The sequence below is a fragment of the Mesorhizobium sp. M1169 genome, from assembly GCF_040318345.1.
Taxonomy (GTDB): Bacteria; Pseudomonadota; Alphaproteobacteria; order Rhizobiales; family Rhizobiaceae; genus Mesorhizobium.
In genome coordinates, this window is record NZ_JAMYME010000003.1 from 41,124 (window position 1) to 57,611 (window position 16,488).

A 16,488-nucleotide genomic window follows, 5' to 3' on the forward strand; every position below is an offset into this window, starting at 1 on the left:
TGCCCTGTCGTCAGCATGGATTGACCGGAGGCAGCCCGGCGATGTAGCGGCGCACTTCCTCGGCCGCCTGCTCGGCCGCGTAGGTCACGGTGCGTACCGACGCGCCGGCGATATGCGGCGTCAGCGTCACGTTCGGCAGTTGCAACAGCGGCCAGTCGGCAGGCACCGGCTCGATGGCGAACGTCTCCAGCATAGCGCTGCCGATCTGCCCCGAGACGAGCGCATCGTAGAGCGCATCGTAGTCGACCAGCGGTCCGCGCGCGGTATTGACGAAGATTACGCCGGGTTTCATCCGGGCGATGGCGTTCTTGCCGATCAGGCCGCGCGTCTCCTCGGTGACCCGGGAATGCAGCGTGACCACATCGGAGCGCGACAGCAGATCGTCCAGCGCAACCAGTTCGACGCCGGCATTGCGGTCCTCGGCGCTCAATTGCACATAGGGATCGCAAACCAAGATGCGGCAGCCGAAGGCGCGCAGCAGGCGAACCAGCCTGGTGCCGATATTGCCGTAGCCGATGACGCCGACGGTCATTTCGTTGAGCTCGCGGCCGGTACGGTCGGCGCGGTAGAGATCGCCGCGCCATTCGCCCTTGCGCAAGGCTTCGTGACCGACGCGGATCAGCCGCGTTTCAGCGAGAATGGCGCCGATGGTGAACTCGGCCACGGCGCTGGCGTTGCGGCCGGGCACATTGACCACGGTGATGCCGTGGGCCTTGGCGGCGGCCATGTCGATGTTGATCGGTCCGCCGCGCGAGACCGCAACCAGCTTGAGCGTGGGCAGGCGCTGCATCATGCTTTCGGAGAGCGGCGCAAGCTGGGTGACGAAGATTTCGGCGTCGCCGATGAAATCCACCACCTCGTCGGGATCGCCGAAATACTCCTTGACCTTGTCCAGACCAAGCGCGGCATTGCCGAATTGCATCGGCTCGTCGGGCCAAGCGGTCTCAATGCTGCGGATGTCGAGATTGTCGCCGCAGGCCGCCTCGATTTTCTCGCGAAACACTTCCGGAAGCATGAAGCGGTCGCCGATGATCGCAATTTTCTTGGGCATGCTCTTCTCAATTCACGTCGGTTTGCCTGGACGCGGCCATCGAGCGCCAGACCGGCCGCAGCGCCTCATGCGCCAATGTGTAGGACGGAGCCATCGCCTCATAGGCAGCGGCAAGTTTCCGATCGCTGGGTTCGGCCGTACGGAGCAAAGGCGTGACCCATTCGCTGACGCAATCGTCCATCGATGCGTATTGGCCGACGCAGACCGCAGCAATCATTGCGGCGCCCGCAGCACCGGCCTCCTCGCGCTCGCTGGTGCGAATGTCGGCGCCGACCGCAGCACCCAGGATCTTGCGCAGAGCCGGGCTCCTGGCCGCTCCGCCGGTCAGGCGGATTTCCTTGGGCAGGGGCCCCATGGCGGCGTAGCAATCGCGCGCCGCGAAAGCCAGCCCCTCGAACACCGCGCGGACCATGTCGGCATAGCCGTGCCTGGACGAAATGCCGATGAAGCCGGCCCTGGCATTGGCATCGACGAACGGGCCGCGCTCGCCGGCCTCCGAGACATAGGGCTGGTAGAGCAGCGAGCCTGGCTCGGACGACGATATCCACTGGTCGACCAGCGCGATCATCTCGCCATTGGTCCGCGTAATACCTTGCGAGGCGAGAATGCCGGAGGCGAGGCCAAGGACCCAGTCGATATTGAGCGTTGCCGCCATGTTCGACTGCATCTGCGCAAAGACGCCGGGTGCCGGCATCGTCATCGTGTAGCCGGTTGCAGCCTCGTTGAGCAGAACCTCGTCCGGCGTTTCGGCAAGCCGCATATGCATTCCGGTGGAGCCGATGATCGAGCATCCCGGCTTGCGTTCGCGATCGAACAGGCCGGCGCCGAGCGCCGTGCAGGCGACATCGACATAGGCCAGAACGACCGGTGTGCCGGCGAGCAGGCCAGTCGCATCGGCTGCTGCCACCGACAGCGAGGTGCTTTGCCTGGTGCCATCGACGATGGGCGGCAACAGATGCCGGAGATCGGTGACGCCGAGTACCTCGAGCACATCATCGCAATAGCCGCGCGTGCGGAAGTCGCCGAAGGTGAAGGTGCCCTCGGACGGGTCGGTGGCGCGGTGGCCGGTCAACTTGAAATAGAGCCAGTCCTTGCAGTGGAACGCCGTCGCTGCATTGGCAAGCATCGCGGGCATGTGGCGCTTCATGAACACGAACTGCGATCCCTGCTGGCAGGCAGCGAGCCCGCTGCCGGTCTTTTCGAAGCGCAGCCGGTCCTCCGGCCGCGCGCGGATCTCCTCGACGACCGCGGCAGCGCGCGCGTCGAGCCACAGCCAGCCCTTGGCAACCGGCTCGCCATCCTTGTCAATCAGCCAGGTACCGTCGCCCTGCCCGGTCACGGCGATGGCAATGGTCCGGCTGGCGAGATCCGGAACCTTGCCTGCAAGCTCGCGCAAGGTCGTCGCGGTATCGGCCCAGGTGCGTGTCAGGTCCTGCTCGGCGCCGCCGCCCGGCAGTGTCTCGTATTTATTGGGCAGCGCGGCGGACGCGATCTGCCTGCCCGCCGTGTCAAAGGCGACGGATTTTATGACAGACGTGCCGGCGTCGATGCCGATCAGCACATCCTGCATCAAGCCAGCTCCGTGCCGTGCGAAATGGCATTGCCGCTCGCCTGATCGAAGACGTGAAGGTTTTTCGGATCGATGCTGATTTTGATCGGCGCGCCAAGCTCCAAGCGGGTTCGGTCATGTTCGACCAGGACCAGCGAACCGCCGGCGAAATCGGCGGCGATATGGGTCTGGTCGCCGAGCCATTGATTGGCCGAAACCGTCGCCGGCACACCATCTTTCGAGCGGCGGACCGCATAGGGCCTGACGCCGATGACGACGCGCTGCCGGTTGAGCAATTCGTCGCGAACCGGGCCGCTGAACGCATCCTTGTCGTATTCGAGCGAAAGCCCGTCGGGCAGCTTGAGACTGATCTTGCCGGCAGCTGTGCCGACATAGGCCTCGAAGACATTCATCGGCGGCTCGCCAACGAAGGTGCCGGTGAACAGGTTTGCCGGCCGCTCCTTGAGCCTGTCAGGCGTATCGAACTGCTGCAGCACGCCGCCCTCCATGACAGCGATGCGATCGGCCAGAGCATTGGCCTCGGTCTGGTCGTGGGTGACAAGGATCGCGGTCAGGCCACGCTCCTTGATGAAATGCTTGATGCGGCCGCGCAGCACGGCGCGAAGCTGCGGCTCGAGCTGGCCCATCGGCTCGTCCAGCAGATGCAGGTCGGCCTCGCGGATCAGCGCCCGGCCGAGGCTGGCGCGCTGCTGCTGGCCGCCGGAGATCGAGCTCGGATAGCGCTCGAGAATGTCCTCGATCTCGAGCAGCTTGGCGATGTTGGCAACCTTTGCATCGACCGCACTCTTCGCCAGCCTGGCGGCCTTGAGGGCGAAGGCCATGTTCTCGCGCACGGTCAGCGGCGGGTAGAGCGAATAGCCCTCGAAGGCCATTGCGACGTTGCGCCTGACCGGCGGCAACGTGTGCACCTTGCGGCCGGCAACCGAGATGCTACCCCGCGAGACCTCTTCGAAGCCTGCGATCATGCGCAATGTCGAGGTCTTGCCGCAGCCGGACGAGCCGAGCAGCGCCACGATCTCGCCCTTGACGATTTCCATCGTCAGGTTCTTGACGGCGTGTACGCCACGGTCGATCGGACCGTAGAACTTGTCGACGCCCGAAATGGTGATTGCGGTCGGGCTCATGCCGCTTCTCCGCTGCGCAAATTGACGACGTTTTTCGAGCCGATGCGCTCGCCGCTTGTGCGATCGAACAAAAGGGCGCTTTTACTGTCGACGGCAATGTAGACCTTACCCTCGGATTGGCCCGGTGTCCCGGAAGGACGCGAAACCAGAATTTCACGGCCGCGCACGGTGCGCACCAGCGTGACGATCTTCTCGTTGAGCGGCGTCTCAGCCTCGACCGTCACCGGGATGGCGCCGAGCGTGCGTTCATCGACAAACGCCAGCGCCTCCGGCCGCAAACCGATCACGCAGTCGCGGCCGACCGCCGCCTCATGAGCGCCGGCAAGATGGACCTGGACGTTGGACAAGCCAACATAGATGCCCTTGGCGTCCCGCGCCGGCTTGACGTCCAGAAGGTTGATGGTCGGGTCGCCGAACAGCCGGGCAATCTCGACATTGGCCGGCTCGCGATAGATCTGCTCGGGCGTGCCGAGCTGTTTGACGACGCCCTGCGACATGACCGCGATGCGGTCGCCGAGCGCCATCGCTTCCTTGTAGTCCTGGGTGACGTAGATGACGGTCGCGCCACGATCCGCCAGCAGTCTTGGCAGTTCCAGCCGCATTTCGAAGCGCAATTTGGCATCGACGTTGCGCAAGGGATCATCGAGCAGCAGCAGCGGCGGCGAGCCGACCAGGGCGCGGGCAAGCGCGGTGCGTTGCTTCTGGCCATTGGACAGCGCCCGCGGCTTGTGGCTGAGCACATGGCCGATTTTCAACAGCTTGGCGACGCTCTCGACGCCGGTCTTTATCGTGCCTTGCGATGAGTGCTTCGCCTGCAGCGGCGTCGCAATGTTATCGAACGCCGTCATATGCGGGAACAGCGCGAAGTTCTGAAATGCCATGCCGACGCCGCGGAACTCGGCGTCGAGATCGGTCATGTCCTCGCCGCCGATGAGTATCTTTCCCTCGTCGGGGTCGATGACGCCGGCCACCAGCCGCAGCAGCACGGTCTTGCCGGCGCCGGACGGCCCGAACAGGACCAGCGTTTCGCCGTCGGCGACGGTCAGCGACAGATTGTCGAGAACAGTCTGGCTTTTATAGCGCTTGACGATGTTTCGCAGTTCGAGGCTTGCCATCGGACTATCCTTTCACCGCGCCAAGCGACAGGCCTTCGACGAGATAGCGTTGCGCATAGAGCGCGAGCGCCAGCGTTGGCGTGATCGACAGCACGATCGCCGCCGATATCTGGCCATACTGGATGCCCGAGGAGGTGATGAAGGCGAGCGCGCCGACCGTCACCGGCTGCTTGTCGGCCGAGGCGAGCACCAGCGCAAAAACGAAATTGTTCCAGGCAAAGATGAAGGCGAGCAGACCGGCAGCGGCGATGCCTGGGCCGGCGAGCGGCAGCGCGATCTTGCGGAAGGTGGCAAACCAGGAATGTCCGGCAATGCGGTAGGCGTATTCGATGTCGGCGGGAATGTCCTCGAAATAGCCGCGCACGATCCACAGGATCAACGGCAGGCAGATCAGCTGATAGACCCAGATCAGCCCGATATAGGTGTTGGCCAGCCCGAGCTTCTGGAAATAGAGGGTGAGCGGCAGGAGCACCAGCAGCGCCGGCGCGAACCGGAACGACAGCAGCGTGAAGGCAATGTCCTCCGAGCCGCGGAATTTGTGCCGCGCAAAGGCGTAGGCCGCCGGAACGCCGAGCAGCAACGCGACGGCAACCGACGTGACCGACAGGAAGACGGAATTCCAGAGGTTGCGCATGAAGGCGATGTCGAGCGTGCCGGCCGCCGTCATCAGCTTGCCGGTGATCAAGGCAGTGTAGTTGGCGAGCGTCGGCTCGAAGACAAGCTGCGGCGGAATCCGCAGGATTGTCTCGTTGGTCTGGAACGACATCATCAGGATCCAGACGATCGGGAACATGAAGAAGATCACGACCAGCGCCAGGGCAATGCCGCGCAGGATGCGTTCGAGAAGCGAGGTGTGTTCCACGCCAGCCTCCTATGCCTGGCCGCGGGCGCGTTCGCGCAGCCGCAGCCAGTTCTTGATGAAAATGTTCGAGAGGAAATAGGTGATCGCCCACAGGATGATCATCAGTGCCGCCGAGCGGCCGACATTGGTCGACTGGAAGAAGTTGAGGTAGGCCTCGACCTGGAAGACGGTCAGCGTGTCGCCCGGACCGCCCTGCGTCATGGCGTAGATGATGTCGAACTGCTGGATGGAATCAAGCAGGCGGAACAGGGTCGCCGTCAGGATGTAGGGGGTCAGCATCGGCAGTGTGATGCGGAAGAAGACGAAGCTGCGTGGCACGCCGTCGAGTGCTGCCGCCTCGAAGGGCTGCGTCGGCAGGCTGCGCAGGCCTGCAAGCAGCAGGATCATGATGAAGGGGGTGTAGACCCAAATGTCGACGAGCACGACGGTGAGCAGCGCCGTCGACGGAGACGAGGCCCAGCGGAAATCCTGCAACCCGATCAGGCTGGCGAGATAGCTGAGCACGCCGAAACCGGGATTGGTCATCAGCTTCCACATCAGCGCGGCGAGCGCCGGCGCCGTCATCAGCGGCATCAGCAGCATGATCGAGATGAAGTTGTTCAGCGTCGAGCGCTTTTGCAGCAGCATGGCGATGCCGAGACCGAGAAGCAGTTCAAGCACAACGGTGATGCCGGCGTAGAGCAGCGAGATCTCCAGCGTGTTCCAGAACTTCGGGTCGGTGAAGAAGGAGATATAGTTGTCGCCCCAGTTGAACTGCCGCGCCCAGGGTTGGCTCAACCGGTAGCGCTGGAACGAATAGACCACCGACGTCAGGAACGGGATCAGGATGCCGATGCAGACCAGCAGAGCCGGCAGGCTGAGGAGATAGGGCAGCACCCGCTTGCTGATCCTGAAGCCCGACGGCCTGTTTCTTTGTATTGTCGCCGCAGTCATCGGCTGCTCCGTCATCCTGTTGCTTCGCCGTCCCGGCCGCCCAAGGGAGCAAGGCGGCCGGTCGGGCGAGCAGGCGGCACCTTTCGGGACCGCGTCGCAAACGTATCACATCTCAAAGGCTGGCCCGCGGACGGGCCAGCCTTGGCCGCGGCTTAGCCGAGCCCGGCTTCCTTGAGCTGGCTGTTGATGCTCTCGGCCAGCTTGTCGAGGCCCTCGTCGACCGGCACTTCCTTGGCCACCATCTTCTGCAGCGTCGCCGCCCATTCGGTGGTGAGATCAAAGAACAGCGGCTGCGGGGTGAACTTGATGCTGGCGCCCGGCGCCGAGACGTCGAACATCTCGACATAACCCGGATAGCTCTTGTTCAGCTTCTCGCGGAACATCTCGTCGTTCCAGACCGACTGACGAACCGGATTGACGAAGTCCATCTTGGTCGCACCGAACAATGCATGCTCGGGTCCGGATGCCCATTGCATGAAGTACCAGGTGGCGTCCTTGTCCTTGGAGAAGTTGGACATCGACAGCGACCAGATCCAGATATTGGGCGTCGGCGCCTTGGCGGCAGGATTGGCCTTGAATGCCGAAAAGGCGAGCTTGCCGGCCATCTTGTTGTCGCCGCCATTCATGAAGTAGCCAAGGATGTCGGCGTCGTAAATCATCGCCGAAGCACCTGCACCGAGATCGGTGCCGACCTGGTACCAGGTGTAGGTCGACCAGTCCTTCGGGCCGCTCTCCTGGATCATCTGGACCCACTGCTTGTGGAAAGCCTTGGATTCGGCGGTGCTCATCGCGGCCGACAGCTTGCCGTCAGCCGAGACGTTCAGGTCCTTCTGGTCGAAATTGGCGTAAGCCGACAGGAATCCCGGGTGGATCGTCGCCCAAGAGCGCGAGCCGCGCACGCCGATGCCGTAGACGCCGCCACCGACGTCCTTGGTGAGCTTCGCCGCCGTAGCGACCATCTCATCCATATTGCCGGGAACGCTGACGCCGACCTTGTCGAACATGCCCTTGTTGTAGGTGATGTTGTTCTGCTCGAAGCCCCACGGAATGCACCATTGCTTGGCGTCCGCCGAACCGAGGGCGCCGCCCGGCTGGCCGTTCCAGGCGCAGGAGTTCTTGACGCCCGGCAGAAAGTCGTCCCAGGCATATTTCGGGTTGGTCTTGGCCGGATCCTTGATCCATTCGTTGAGGTCGGTGATCCAGCCGGCCGGACCGTAGGTCCAGGTCATGTAGGCGCCGGTCATGAAGGCATCGTATTCGGGCGAGCTGGCCGACAGCGCGGCGGTAACCTTGTCGAAATAGACGTCTTCGGGGAACACGTCATAGACGACTTCCATGCCGGTCAGCTTCTTGAAATTGTCGAGGTTGGCAATCATCGCATCGGCGTAAGGATGCTTGTTGAGCAGCAGCTTGATGGTCTTGCCCTTATGCGCCTGCCAGTCGAAATCAGCCGCCAGGGCGCGGGTCTGCCCGAAATTGAGCAGTGTGCCGGCGGTGCTGGCGGCAAGGCCCATTGCACCGAGGCCCTTGATCAGCCCACGGCGGTCGACTTGTCCACGCAGGAATGCGTCGATGAGGTCTTTCTCTTTCTCATGCATTTCTCTTCTCCTCCACAGGGTAGTTTCAACGAAATGGTTGCCGGCTACCCGACCGGCGTCTGTTCCACGAGCGATCGCGCCGTCCGCTCGTCGGTTATCAAGCCTTTGAGATAACGGCCCTCCAGCACTGACTTGATGGCGCGAACCTTCACCTTGCCGCCGGCGACGGCGACAATCCTGCGGTTGCTGATGTCTTCGCGCGCCAGTGCCAGCGCCCGGTCGGAAAGCGTCGTCGCAACGGCCTTTCCGGCATCGTCGAAGAAATGGCCGAGCAATTCGCCGACACCGCCGTTGCGGCGGATCTCCTCCATCTCGCCCTTCTCGATCATACCGGTGGCGACAAGCGAGGCCTCACGTTCGGCGGTGCCGATGCCGGCGATGAGCAAGTCGGCGGACTTGGCGAGGTCGAAGACATCGCTGACGCCTTTCTGCCCGAGCAACACGGTTCGATCCTCGACCGTGTTGGCGAACATCGGTACGGGCATCACATAGGCCTCCGCACCAGTCCGCTCGGCGACGCGGTGGATGACGTCATGCGGATTGGCCGAGAACTTGCGCGTCAGGCCGCCAAGCAGCGAGACGAAACGGATCCTGCCCGCCGATATGCGCGGCAGATATTCGACGCAGGCGGCAAGCGTGCGGCCGTGGCCGACGCCGATCAGCGCCTCCTCGCCGCGTTCGATCTCGCGCTTGAGAAACTGCGCGCCAGCAATGCCGAGCGCCTTGAGCGGCAGGTCTTCGGCATCGAAGTCCGGAACCACCTCGCAGTAGTCGAGGCCGTACCGGCCGGACAACTCATCCTCAAGCTCCACGCATTCTGAGACTTCGCCGTCGATGTAGACTTTGACCAGGCCTTCCTGATTGGCCTTGGTGATCAGGCGATGCGCCTTGAGACTGGTCAGGCCGAGCCGCTTGGCGACCTCCGACTGGGTCAGGCCGCCGGCATAGTGAAGCCAAGCGGCACGGGCGGCCATGCCGGTCTCATCGTCGCGCAGCAGGCCGTTGCCAAAACCAACCATTTCCGCCCTTTGATATTTTTATCAGTTGCTGCAAAATTTTTCACAAGGCGTCGCCCGAGTCAAGCAACCGCTGCGTTTAAATCTCCGGCCAGGAGCTTGCCGGCCGGGGCCGAATTGGGCCGCGCTAACCAACGGGCAAGAAACAACACCGACCATGCGCATTTAAAACGTTTGCAATTTGGATTGGACGCATTACAAACGTTTCAAACTTCGTTCGGGAGAAACGATGCCGGCCCGCGTTACCACCCTCAAGGAACTTGCTGCGCAGCTCGGCCTGTCGATCACGACCGTTTCGCGCGCCCTTGCCGGCCACGAGCAGATCGCCTTGAAAACGCGCCAACGTGTCGCCGAGGCTGCGCATCAGGCCGGCTATGTGCCGAACACCGCAGCCCGCACGCTGGTCTCCGGCCGCAGCGGCTTTGTCGGCATGGTGCTTCCGATCCGCGGCCCCAATCTGGTCGACTCCTTCCTCGGTGAATTCGTCACAGGGCTCGGCGAAGGGCTGGTTTCGCACGGCTCCGACCTGATCCTGGCCGCAGCGGCGCAGGGCCAGTCGGAACTTTCCGTGCTTCGCCATGTCGTCGAATCGGGCCGCGCCGACGGGGTCGTCGTCACCCGCATCGCCGAGGTCGACGAGCGCCTTGCCTATCTGCGCCAGCGCAATTTCCCGTTCGTCGCGCACGGCCGGCTGCTCGACGGCGACTTTGCCTACCATTGGCTCGATACCGATGGCGCGCATGCTTTCGGCGAGGCCTTCGACATGCTCTACGATCTCGGACACCGCCATTTCGGCCTGGTGACGATTTCGGAGCCGATGACATTTCGCCATCTCAGGCAGGACGGGCTCGCCGCCGCGATCGCCCGCCGGGGCGATCCGTCCGTCAGTCTCGATGTGGCGACGGCGCCGCGTTTCGATCGCGGTGCCCGCATCCAGGCAATCAACCGGCTTCTGCACGCCACCGAGCGGCCGACGGCGATTGTCGCACTGTTCGACGAGCTGGCGCTGACTGTGATGGAAGAGGCGGGGCGCGCCGGACTTGCCATTCCTCGCGACCTTTCGGTGATCGGCTTCGACAACATAGCCGCCTCCGCCTATGCGCCGCCGGGGCTGACCACTTTCGACGCCTCGATCCGCCAGTGCGCGCGCGAGATCGGCGAGATGCTGCTGACCGTCATCGGCGACAGGCCGGACGCGCCACTGACGCGGCTGGTCCGGCCGACACTTGTCTTGCGGGCAAGCCATGGCCCGGCACCCACAGGACGGAACTGACGCCTTAGCGGCGCACAACCAGGGAGGAAGACGACGATGAATGCGTTGAGGACATTGGCAGGTGCGGTGCTGGCGTTGTCGCTTGCTGCCGGCGCAGCACAAGCCCAGCAGGTGTTGTTCTGGTCGACACAGGCGCGACCAGTGGAAGAGACACAGAAGATGCGCAGCGAAGTGCTGAAGGGGTTTGACGGCCAGGTCGACTATCAGGTCGCCGAGGACGGGCCCTGGCTCACCCGCCTTCAGGCCGAACTGCAGGCCGGCGCCGGCACCATAGGCGTGCTCGGCGGCCTGCACGGAGACTTCTCCACCGTCGGCGCGAACCTCGTCGATCTCTCTGGCGTCGATCTCGGTGGCGTCAAGGTCAACGAGACCTACAAGAAGCTCGGCATGCTCGGCACCGGCGAGCAGAAGTACCTGCCATGGATGCAGGCCACCTTTCTGATGGCGGCCAACAAACAGGCGCTGCAATATCTGCCGGCCGGCACCGATCTCAACACCATCACTTATGACCAACTGATCGAGTGGGCGAAAAACATCGCTGAAAAGACCGGTTCGCCCAAATTCGGTTTTCCGGCCGGCCCGAAAGGGCTGAAGCACCGTTTCTTCGAGGGTTTTCTCCTTCCATCGTATACCGGCTCGATGGTGACGAAGTTCCGCTCGGCGGAGGCCGAAACGGCGTGGAACAAGTTCAAGGAATTGTGGCAATACACCAACCCGAATTCGACCAACTATGCCTTCATGCAGGAGCCGCTGCTGACCGGCGAAGTCTGGGTGGCATTCGATCACGTGGCGCGCCTCGCCGACGCCTTCAACCAGAAACCCGATGACTTCGTCGCCTTCCCGGCGCCGGCTGGCCCGGCAGGCCGCGGCTACATGCCGGTGGTGGCCGGCGTCGCTATCCCGAAGACCTCGCCCGACATGGACAAGGCCAAGGCGCTGGTCGCCTATATGCTGAAACCGGAAACCCAGATCGCGACGCTGAAGGCGACAAACTTCTTCCCCATCGTCGACGTCAAGCTGCCCGACGACATGCCGGCCTCGGTGAAGGCCTTCAGCCCAGTGATCGCCACCATGACCGGAGCTCCCGATGCGTTGCCGGCGCTGCTGCCGATGGGACTTGGCGGCCTCGGCGGCAAGTTCAATCAGATCTACACCGACAGCTTCGAGCGCATCGTGCTCGGCGGCGAGGATGTGCACGGCGTGCTCGACGAACAGGCGACGGCGCTGAAAGCGATCATCGAACAGGCGAAGGCGCCGTGCTGGGCGCCCGACAAGCCCTCGCAAGGCGCCTGCCCGGTCGATTAAGAATCCTCCCGGGCGTCCGGATTTCCAGCGCGCCGGGCGCCCACCCCTTTTGAAGCTTCGAATAGAGAGCGCTCCATGCACAGCAAGGCCCTGCCCTATCTGCTGCTGACACCGGCGACGCTGTTCCTCTGCGTCTTCTTCCTCTACCCGTTCGTGTTGGTCGCCTTCGAGGCATTCACCCGCGACGGCGGCTTTACGCTCGACAATTTCCGCACCATGGCGGGCAGCTGGAAGTTTCCGGTCACTGTCCGCAATACGCTACTGCTGAGCGTCGTCGTCGTGCCGATTCAGTTGGTCATGGCACTGCTGATGGCAACCGCGGTGTCGCGGCTCGAAACGGGACGCAGCGCCGCGCTTTATATCTTCGCCATTCCGCTCGGCATCTCCGATCTGGCCGCCGGGCTGATCTGGCTCGCCATCTTCGACCAGTCCGGCTTCCTGAACACCTTGCTCTCCAATCTCGGCGTCATCGACAGCCCGGTCATGTTCCTCGGCTACCAGAGCAAGCTGACGATCTTCATCGCCGTGGCGCTGGCCGAGATCTGGCGCGCGACCGCCATCATGATGGTCATTCTGGTCGCCGGCATGGGGCTGATCCCCCGGGAATACTACGAGGCGGCGGAGGTTTTTGGCGCTAGCCCGTGGAAGCGCTTCATCAAGATCACGCTGCCTCTGCTGCGCCCAAGCCTGCAGACGGCGATCATCCTGCGCGTCATCCTTGCCTTTGAGGTCTTTGCCGTGGTTGCAGCACTCGGCGGCACCAATCTGCCGGTGCTGATGGGCGAGACCTACAATTGGCAGTTCACGCTGCAGGACCACAATGTCGCCGCCGCCATGGCGCTGTTCATCCTCGCCATCTCGATCGGTTTCACACTGTTCTTCCTGCGTGTGCTGCGTGTGCCGAAGGAGGCGCGGATATGAGCACCGTCGCGGAGCTGTCGATCGCCGCGCCTGCGGCCCGCAAAGCCGGCAACTGGCTGCTGGTCGCAACGGTCATCCTGCTTTGCGTCTGGGTGCTGCTGCCGATCTATCTGCTGATCGTCAACGCGCTGTCGTCGCCGGAAGAGGTGACCGCCTTCCCCAAGCGCTTCTTCCCGTCATTCGATTTCGGCAGCCTTTCTTTCTTCATCAATTTCGCCGGCGTCGCCAAGGCGCTGTGGAACTCCGTTCTCGTCGCCACGCTGACGATGCTCCTCTCGATCGGCTTCGGCGCACCCGCGGGCTACGCACTGTCGCGCTTCGATTTCCCAGGCAAGGAAACGTTCCGTTTCCTCGTGCTGATGACCCGCGCCTTCCCGCTGCCGCTGCTGGCTCTGCCCCTGGCGGTGATGTTCATCCGCACCGGCCTCGACGACACCGCGATCGGGCTGGCGCTGGTCCACACCACGCTGGCGCTGCCGTTTGCGGTGCTGATCACCTTCTCGCTGTTCTCCGGCATTCCCGTCGAGCTGGAGGAGGCGGCCTGGACGCTCGGCTGCACGAGATTGCAGGCATTCCGAAAAGTCATTCTGCCGCTGGCGCTGCCGGGCATCGCGGCGTCCGCGGTGTTTGCCTTCACCATCTCCTGGAACGAGGTGTTTGCCGCCGCCGTGCTCACCATCGAGAACCGGACGCTGACCGCCTTCCTGCTGCAGAGCCTTGGCGAATCGCCGCTCTACCTCAAATTCACCGGCGGTGCTGCCTTGGTTATCCCGGCACTGATCTTCATTTTTGCCGTCCGCAAATATTTGTTCGCCATGTGGGGGATCGCCAATCGATGACGCGCACAAAAGAGAACGCCGATGGCTGAGATCGTCATCAAGCAGGTGGCAAAACGTTTCGGCGGCTTCACCGCGCTGCATTCGATTGACCTGACCATCGCCGACCAGGAATTCATGGTGCTGCTCGGCGCCTCAGGTTGCGGCAAGACCACGCTGCTGAGGATCGTCGCCGGCCTGGAAACGCCAAGCCAGGGCGAAGTCTGGATCGGGGGGCGCCGCGTCGACCATCTGCCGCCGCGCGAACGCGGCATCGCTATGGTGTTCCAGAATTACGCCGTGTTTCCGCACCTGACGGTATTCGAGAATATCGCCTTCGGCCTGCGCATGAAGAAGCTGCCGCAGCAGGAGGTCGACGGGCGCGTCAACCGCACCGCCGAGCTCATGCATATCGAACAGCTTTTGAAGCGCTATTCGGGCCAGCTTTCCGGCGGTCAGCGCCAACGCGTGGCTGTGGCCCGGGCCCTGGCGATGGAGCCTGACGTGATCTTGATGGACGAGCCGCTGTCCAACCTAGACGCGCTGCTGCGGCTCGAAATGCGCGCCGAGCTCAAAGGTGTGCTCGCGGCGTCCAAGACCACCACCATCTACGTTACCCACGACCAGGTCGAGGCGATGAGCCTTGCCGACCGCATCGCCGTCATGCATCAGGGCCGTATCGTCCAGGCCGCCCCGCCGGTAGAGGTCTACCGCAATCCGGCGGCCCGCTTCGTCGGCTCCTTCATCGGCAACCCGCCGATGAATTTCATCCCGGCGACGAAGACGGCCGACGGCAGTTGGACCGTCGCCGGGCTGACGCTGCCCGGCCCCAAATCGGACAAGCAGACGATAGAATTCGCCATTCGCCCCGAGGATGTGGACGCCGGCAACGAAGGTATTAACGCCACCGTGCGCGTTGTCGAGCCGCTCGGACCGCACACGCTGGTCACCTGCGACGTCGAGGGCGGCCTGTTCCGCGCCATCCTCGAATCGAATGCCACGGTCGCCGTCGGCGATCACTTGCGGCTTTCGCCCAAACCCGATCGCATCCGCTGGTTCGATCCCGAAACCACCAACGCCCTTTGATCCCCTTCGATTCTGAAAGTACGAACGCCCCGATGATATCTCTTGCTGTCGACGAAACCATCGCCCGCGCCGTCGAGGTGCTCAGGGAAAATGACCAAGGCACCTACACCATACCGACCAAGGGCCTCTACCCGTTTCAGTGGAACTGGGATTCCTGCCTGACCGCGCTCGGCCTTGCCCACTATGACGAGGCGCGCGCCTGGACCGAGATCGACACGCTGTTCGCCCACCAATGGCCAGACGGCATGGTGCCGCACATCGTCTTCCATGTCTGGAGCGACGGCTATTTCCCCGGGCCGGAGGTCTGGCGAACCAATCGCCCGACTGCCACCTCCGGCATCACCCAGCCGGCGGTCGCCGGCTTTGCCGTGCGCCGCTTGTTCGACCAGGCCAAGGACAAGACCCTGGCGGCCGAGCGCGCCCGCGCGCTGTTGCCGAAAATCGACGCCTGGCACCGCTGGTTCTACGAAAATCGCGACCCGGACGGCGAAGGGCTGGTCGCCATAATCCACCCATGGGAGTCCGGCCGCGACAACTCGATCGACTGGGACGAGGCGTTCGAGCGCGTGCCGACCGAAGGCGTCGAGCCCTACACCCGCCGCGACATCCTGCACGCCGATCCGGCGCATCGTCCAACCAAGGCACAGTATGACCGCTATGTCTGGCTGTTGCAGCATTTCCGCGGGCTTGGCTGGGATAATGCCCGGCTGCACGATGCCTCGCCATTCCAGGTCGTCGATCCCGGCTTCAACGCCATCCTGATCCGTTCCGCCGCCGACCTTGCCGATCTCGCCGAGGCACTTGGCGAAACCGAAATCGCAGAAGCCAATCGCGCCCGTGCCGAAAAGGGGCTTTCGGCAATGGAACGGCTGTGGAGCGACGCGCATGGCCAGTACATTTGTTTCGACCGAGTGGCCGGAAAGCATGTTGACAGCGCGTCGGTCGGCGGCATTCTGTCGGTATTTTCGGCCATCCCGGAAAGCCGGGCAGCGACCATCGCTGCAGCGATCGAGCGCATCGCCGGCAAAGCGCGTTACATCGTCCCGTCGCATGATCCTGAGGATGGGCGCTTCGACCCAAAGCGCTACTGGCGCGGCCCGGTCTGGCTGGTGGTCAACTACATGATCGCCGACGGCCTTGCCGTCGCCGGCCACAGCCAAATCGCACAACGCATCACGCAATCCAGTCTCGAGCTGATCGCCGAGAGCGGTTTTGCCGAATATTACGATCCCCTCAACGGCGAGCCGCTCGGCGGCAATCGCTTCACCTGGACCGCGGCAATGGTGATCGAGTTCCTGAAGGGCAGAGCCTGAACGCTTCCGCCAAGGCCGCCGGCTACCAAAGCCCGTTCTGTCCGCCGAATAACAGTCGATACTATTTGCGTCTGAGGCACGTCCTGGTCCATCAAAACAGGGCCAAGGCATGCCAATCTTCACCATGCCAGAGCTATAATAATTCTTCACAAACCGCTATCTATACTGCGTCGGGGCGGGGAGAAGCGCGGCTCGCGGCACTTGGCATTCCGGTCTTCGCCTGCACCCCGGATCTGTTTCCGGACATGATGGCGGCGGCACTGCGGCGGGAGGATATCGGCGCCTGGGCGGCGGGAGCCGACATCAAGCTCATTTGCGCCGAGGCTGAGGCGCCTGGGACGCGTGAGTGAGCGTTTGCCTCGGTCCAGAATACTGGGCCGCCCGCAGGTAAGCGCTTGCGGTCAAAGGTTTGACAAATAGCCGGCCGCGCCTATGGTCGACCTGTTACAGGAGCGACGCATGGCGAAGACAACCGGCTGTATTCTTGGCGGGTTTTCCGCACATTT

The 16,488-nt window shown here is 63.2% G+C and carries 14 protein-coding genes; 6 read left to right on the forward strand and 8 right to left on the reverse strand.

All coding sequences use genetic code 11. From position 1 onward, the window contains the following. Nucleotides 1-10: 10 nt before the first annotated feature. From NKH41_RS03705 to NKH41_RS03740, 8 genes are all read right to left on the reverse strand, one after another. On the reverse strand, nucleotides 11-1,051 hold the full coding sequence (locus NKH41_RS03705; protein WP_352612246.1) for a 2-hydroxyacid dehydrogenase: 1,041 nt from the start codon (nucleotides 1,049-1,051) through the stop codon (nucleotides 11-13). A 7-nt stretch (nucleotides 1,052-1,058) separates the two neighbouring features. Beyond that, nucleotides 1,059-2,621, reverse strand: a complete 1,563-nt coding sequence (locus tag NKH41_RS03710) for an FGGY-family carbohydrate kinase (protein WP_352768447.1) — start codon at nucleotides 2,619-2,621, stop codon at nucleotides 1,059-1,061. After that, nucleotides 2,621-3,745, reverse strand: a complete 1,125-nt coding sequence (locus NKH41_RS03715; protein WP_352502997.1) for an ABC transporter ATP-binding protein — start codon at nucleotides 3,743-3,745, stop codon at nucleotides 2,621-2,623. The genes NKH41_RS03710 and NKH41_RS03715 overlap by 1 nt, the downstream gene beginning before the upstream one ends. Beyond that, a complete protein-coding gene (locus NKH41_RS03720) occupies nucleotides 3,742-4,860 on the reverse strand; it encodes an ABC transporter ATP-binding protein (protein WP_352502996.1) in 1,119 nt (372 codons plus the stop codon). Before NKH41_RS03720 ends, NKH41_RS03715 begins: the two co-directional genes overlap by 4 nt. Nucleotides 4,861-4,864: 4 nt before the next feature. Then, the gene (locus NKH41_RS03725; protein WP_023676025.1) at nucleotides 4,865-5,722 is read right to left on the reverse strand and encodes a carbohydrate ABC transporter permease; all 858 of its coding nucleotides are present in this window, start codon (nucleotides 5,720-5,722) and stop codon (nucleotides 4,865-4,867) included. A gap of 9 nt (nucleotides 5,723-5,731) precedes the next feature. Continuing rightward, the gene (locus NKH41_RS03730; protein WP_352452414.1) at nucleotides 5,732-6,655 is read right to left on the reverse strand and encodes a carbohydrate ABC transporter permease; all 924 of its coding nucleotides are present in this window, start codon (nucleotides 6,653-6,655) and stop codon (nucleotides 5,732-5,734) included. A 152-nt stretch (nucleotides 6,656-6,807) separates the two neighbouring features. Then, a complete protein-coding gene (locus NKH41_RS03735) occupies nucleotides 6,808-8,253 on the reverse strand; it encodes an ABC transporter substrate-binding protein (RefSeq protein ID WP_352455241.1) in 1,446 nt (481 codons plus the stop codon). A gap of 44 nt (nucleotides 8,254-8,297) precedes the next feature. Next, on the reverse strand, nucleotides 8,298-9,272 hold the full coding sequence (locus tag NKH41_RS03740; RefSeq protein WP_023676028.1) for a sugar-binding transcriptional regulator: 975 nt from the start codon (nucleotides 9,270-9,272) through the stop codon (nucleotides 8,298-8,300). A gap of 226 nt (nucleotides 9,273-9,498) precedes the next feature. On the opposite strand from NKH41_RS03740, the gene NKH41_RS03745 reads away from it, so the two are divergent. The 6 genes from NKH41_RS03745 to NKH41_RS03770 all read left to right on the forward strand — a co-directional run bounded on the left by NKH41_RS03745 (nucleotide 9,499) and on the right by NKH41_RS03770 (nucleotide 15,982). Continuing rightward, the gene (locus NKH41_RS03745; RefSeq protein WP_352768445.1) at nucleotides 9,499-10,542 is read left to right on the forward strand and encodes a LacI family DNA-binding transcriptional regulator; all 1,044 of its coding nucleotides are present in this window, start codon (nucleotides 9,499-9,501) and stop codon (nucleotides 10,540-10,542) included. A gap of 36 nt (nucleotides 10,543-10,578) precedes the next feature. Beyond that, nucleotides 10,579-11,847: an ABC transporter substrate-binding protein gene (locus NKH41_RS03750; RefSeq protein WP_352768442.1), complete on the forward strand. Its 1,269-nt coding sequence runs from the start codon at nucleotides 10,579-10,581 to the stop codon at nucleotides 11,845-11,847. Between the two features lie 75 nt (nucleotides 11,848-11,922). Then, entirely contained in the window at nucleotides 11,923-12,768 is an 846-nt protein-coding gene (locus tag NKH41_RS03755; RefSeq protein ID WP_352472253.1) for a carbohydrate ABC transporter permease, read from the forward strand. Beyond that, nucleotides 12,765-13,607, forward strand: coding sequence for a carbohydrate ABC transporter permease (locus NKH41_RS03760; protein ID WP_352502993.1), 843 nt, complete (start codon nucleotides 12,765-12,767; stop codon nucleotides 13,605-13,607). Before NKH41_RS03755 ends, NKH41_RS03760 begins: the two co-directional genes overlap by 4 nt. A gap of 21 nt (nucleotides 13,608-13,628) precedes the next feature. After that, a complete protein-coding gene (locus tag NKH41_RS03765; RefSeq protein ID WP_352768439.1) occupies nucleotides 13,629-14,669 on the forward strand; it encodes an ABC transporter ATP-binding protein in 1,041 nt (346 codons plus the stop codon). A gap of 32 nt (nucleotides 14,670-14,701) precedes the next feature. Continuing rightward, entirely contained in the window at nucleotides 14,702-15,982 is a 1,281-nt protein-coding gene (locus NKH41_RS03770; protein WP_352768437.1) for an amylo-alpha-1,6-glucosidase, read from the forward strand. Nucleotides 15,983-16,488: the final 506 nt, after the last annotated feature.

Bases quoted from the DNA above. Each gene is read 5' to 3' on its own strand.
- NKH41_RS03705 (WP_352612246.1), bottom strand. From the start codon at position 1,051: ATGCCCAAGAAAATTGCGATCATCGGCGACCGCTTCATGCTTCCGGAA.
- NKH41_RS03710 (WP_352768447.1), bottom strand. From the start codon at position 2,621: ATGCAGGATGTGCTGATCGGCATCGACGCCGGCACGTCTGTCATAAAA.
- NKH41_RS03715 (WP_352502997.1), bottom strand. From the start codon at position 3,745: ATGAGCCCGACCGCAATCACCATTTCGGGCGTCGACAAGTTCTACGGT.
- NKH41_RS03720 (WP_352502996.1), bottom strand. From the start codon at position 4,860: ATGGCAAGCCTCGAACTGCGAAACATCGTCAAGCGCTATAAAAGCCAG.
- NKH41_RS03730 (WP_352452414.1), bottom strand. From the start codon at position 6,655: ATGACTGCGGCGACAATACAAAGAAACAGGCCGTCGGGCTTCAGGATC.
- NKH41_RS03735 (WP_352455241.1), bottom strand. From the start codon at position 8,253: ATGCATGAGAAAGAGAAAGACCTCATCGACGCATTCCTGCGTGGACAA.
- NKH41_RS03740 (WP_023676028.1), bottom strand. From the start codon at position 9,272: ATGGTTGGTTTTGGCAACGGCCTGCTGCGCGACGATGAGACCGGCATG.
- NKH41_RS03745 (WP_352768445.1), top strand. From the start codon at position 9,499: ATGCCGGCCCGCGTTACCACCCTCAAGGAACTTGCTGCGCAGCTCGGC.
- NKH41_RS03750 (WP_352768442.1), top strand. From the start codon at position 10,579: ATGAATGCGTTGAGGACATTGGCAGGTGCGGTGCTGGCGTTGTCGCTT.
- NKH41_RS03755 (WP_352472253.1), top strand. From the start codon at position 11,923: ATGCACAGCAAGGCCCTGCCCTATCTGCTGCTGACACCGGCGACGCTG.
- NKH41_RS03760 (WP_352502993.1), top strand. From the start codon at position 12,765: ATGAGCACCGTCGCGGAGCTGTCGATCGCCGCGCCTGCGGCCCGCAAA.
- NKH41_RS03765 (WP_352768439.1), top strand. From the start codon at position 13,629: ATGGCTGAGATCGTCATCAAGCAGGTGGCAAAACGTTTCGGCGGCTTC.
- NKH41_RS03770 (WP_352768437.1), top strand. From the start codon at position 14,702: ATGATATCTCTTGCTGTCGACGAAACCATCGCCCGCGCCGTCGAGGTG.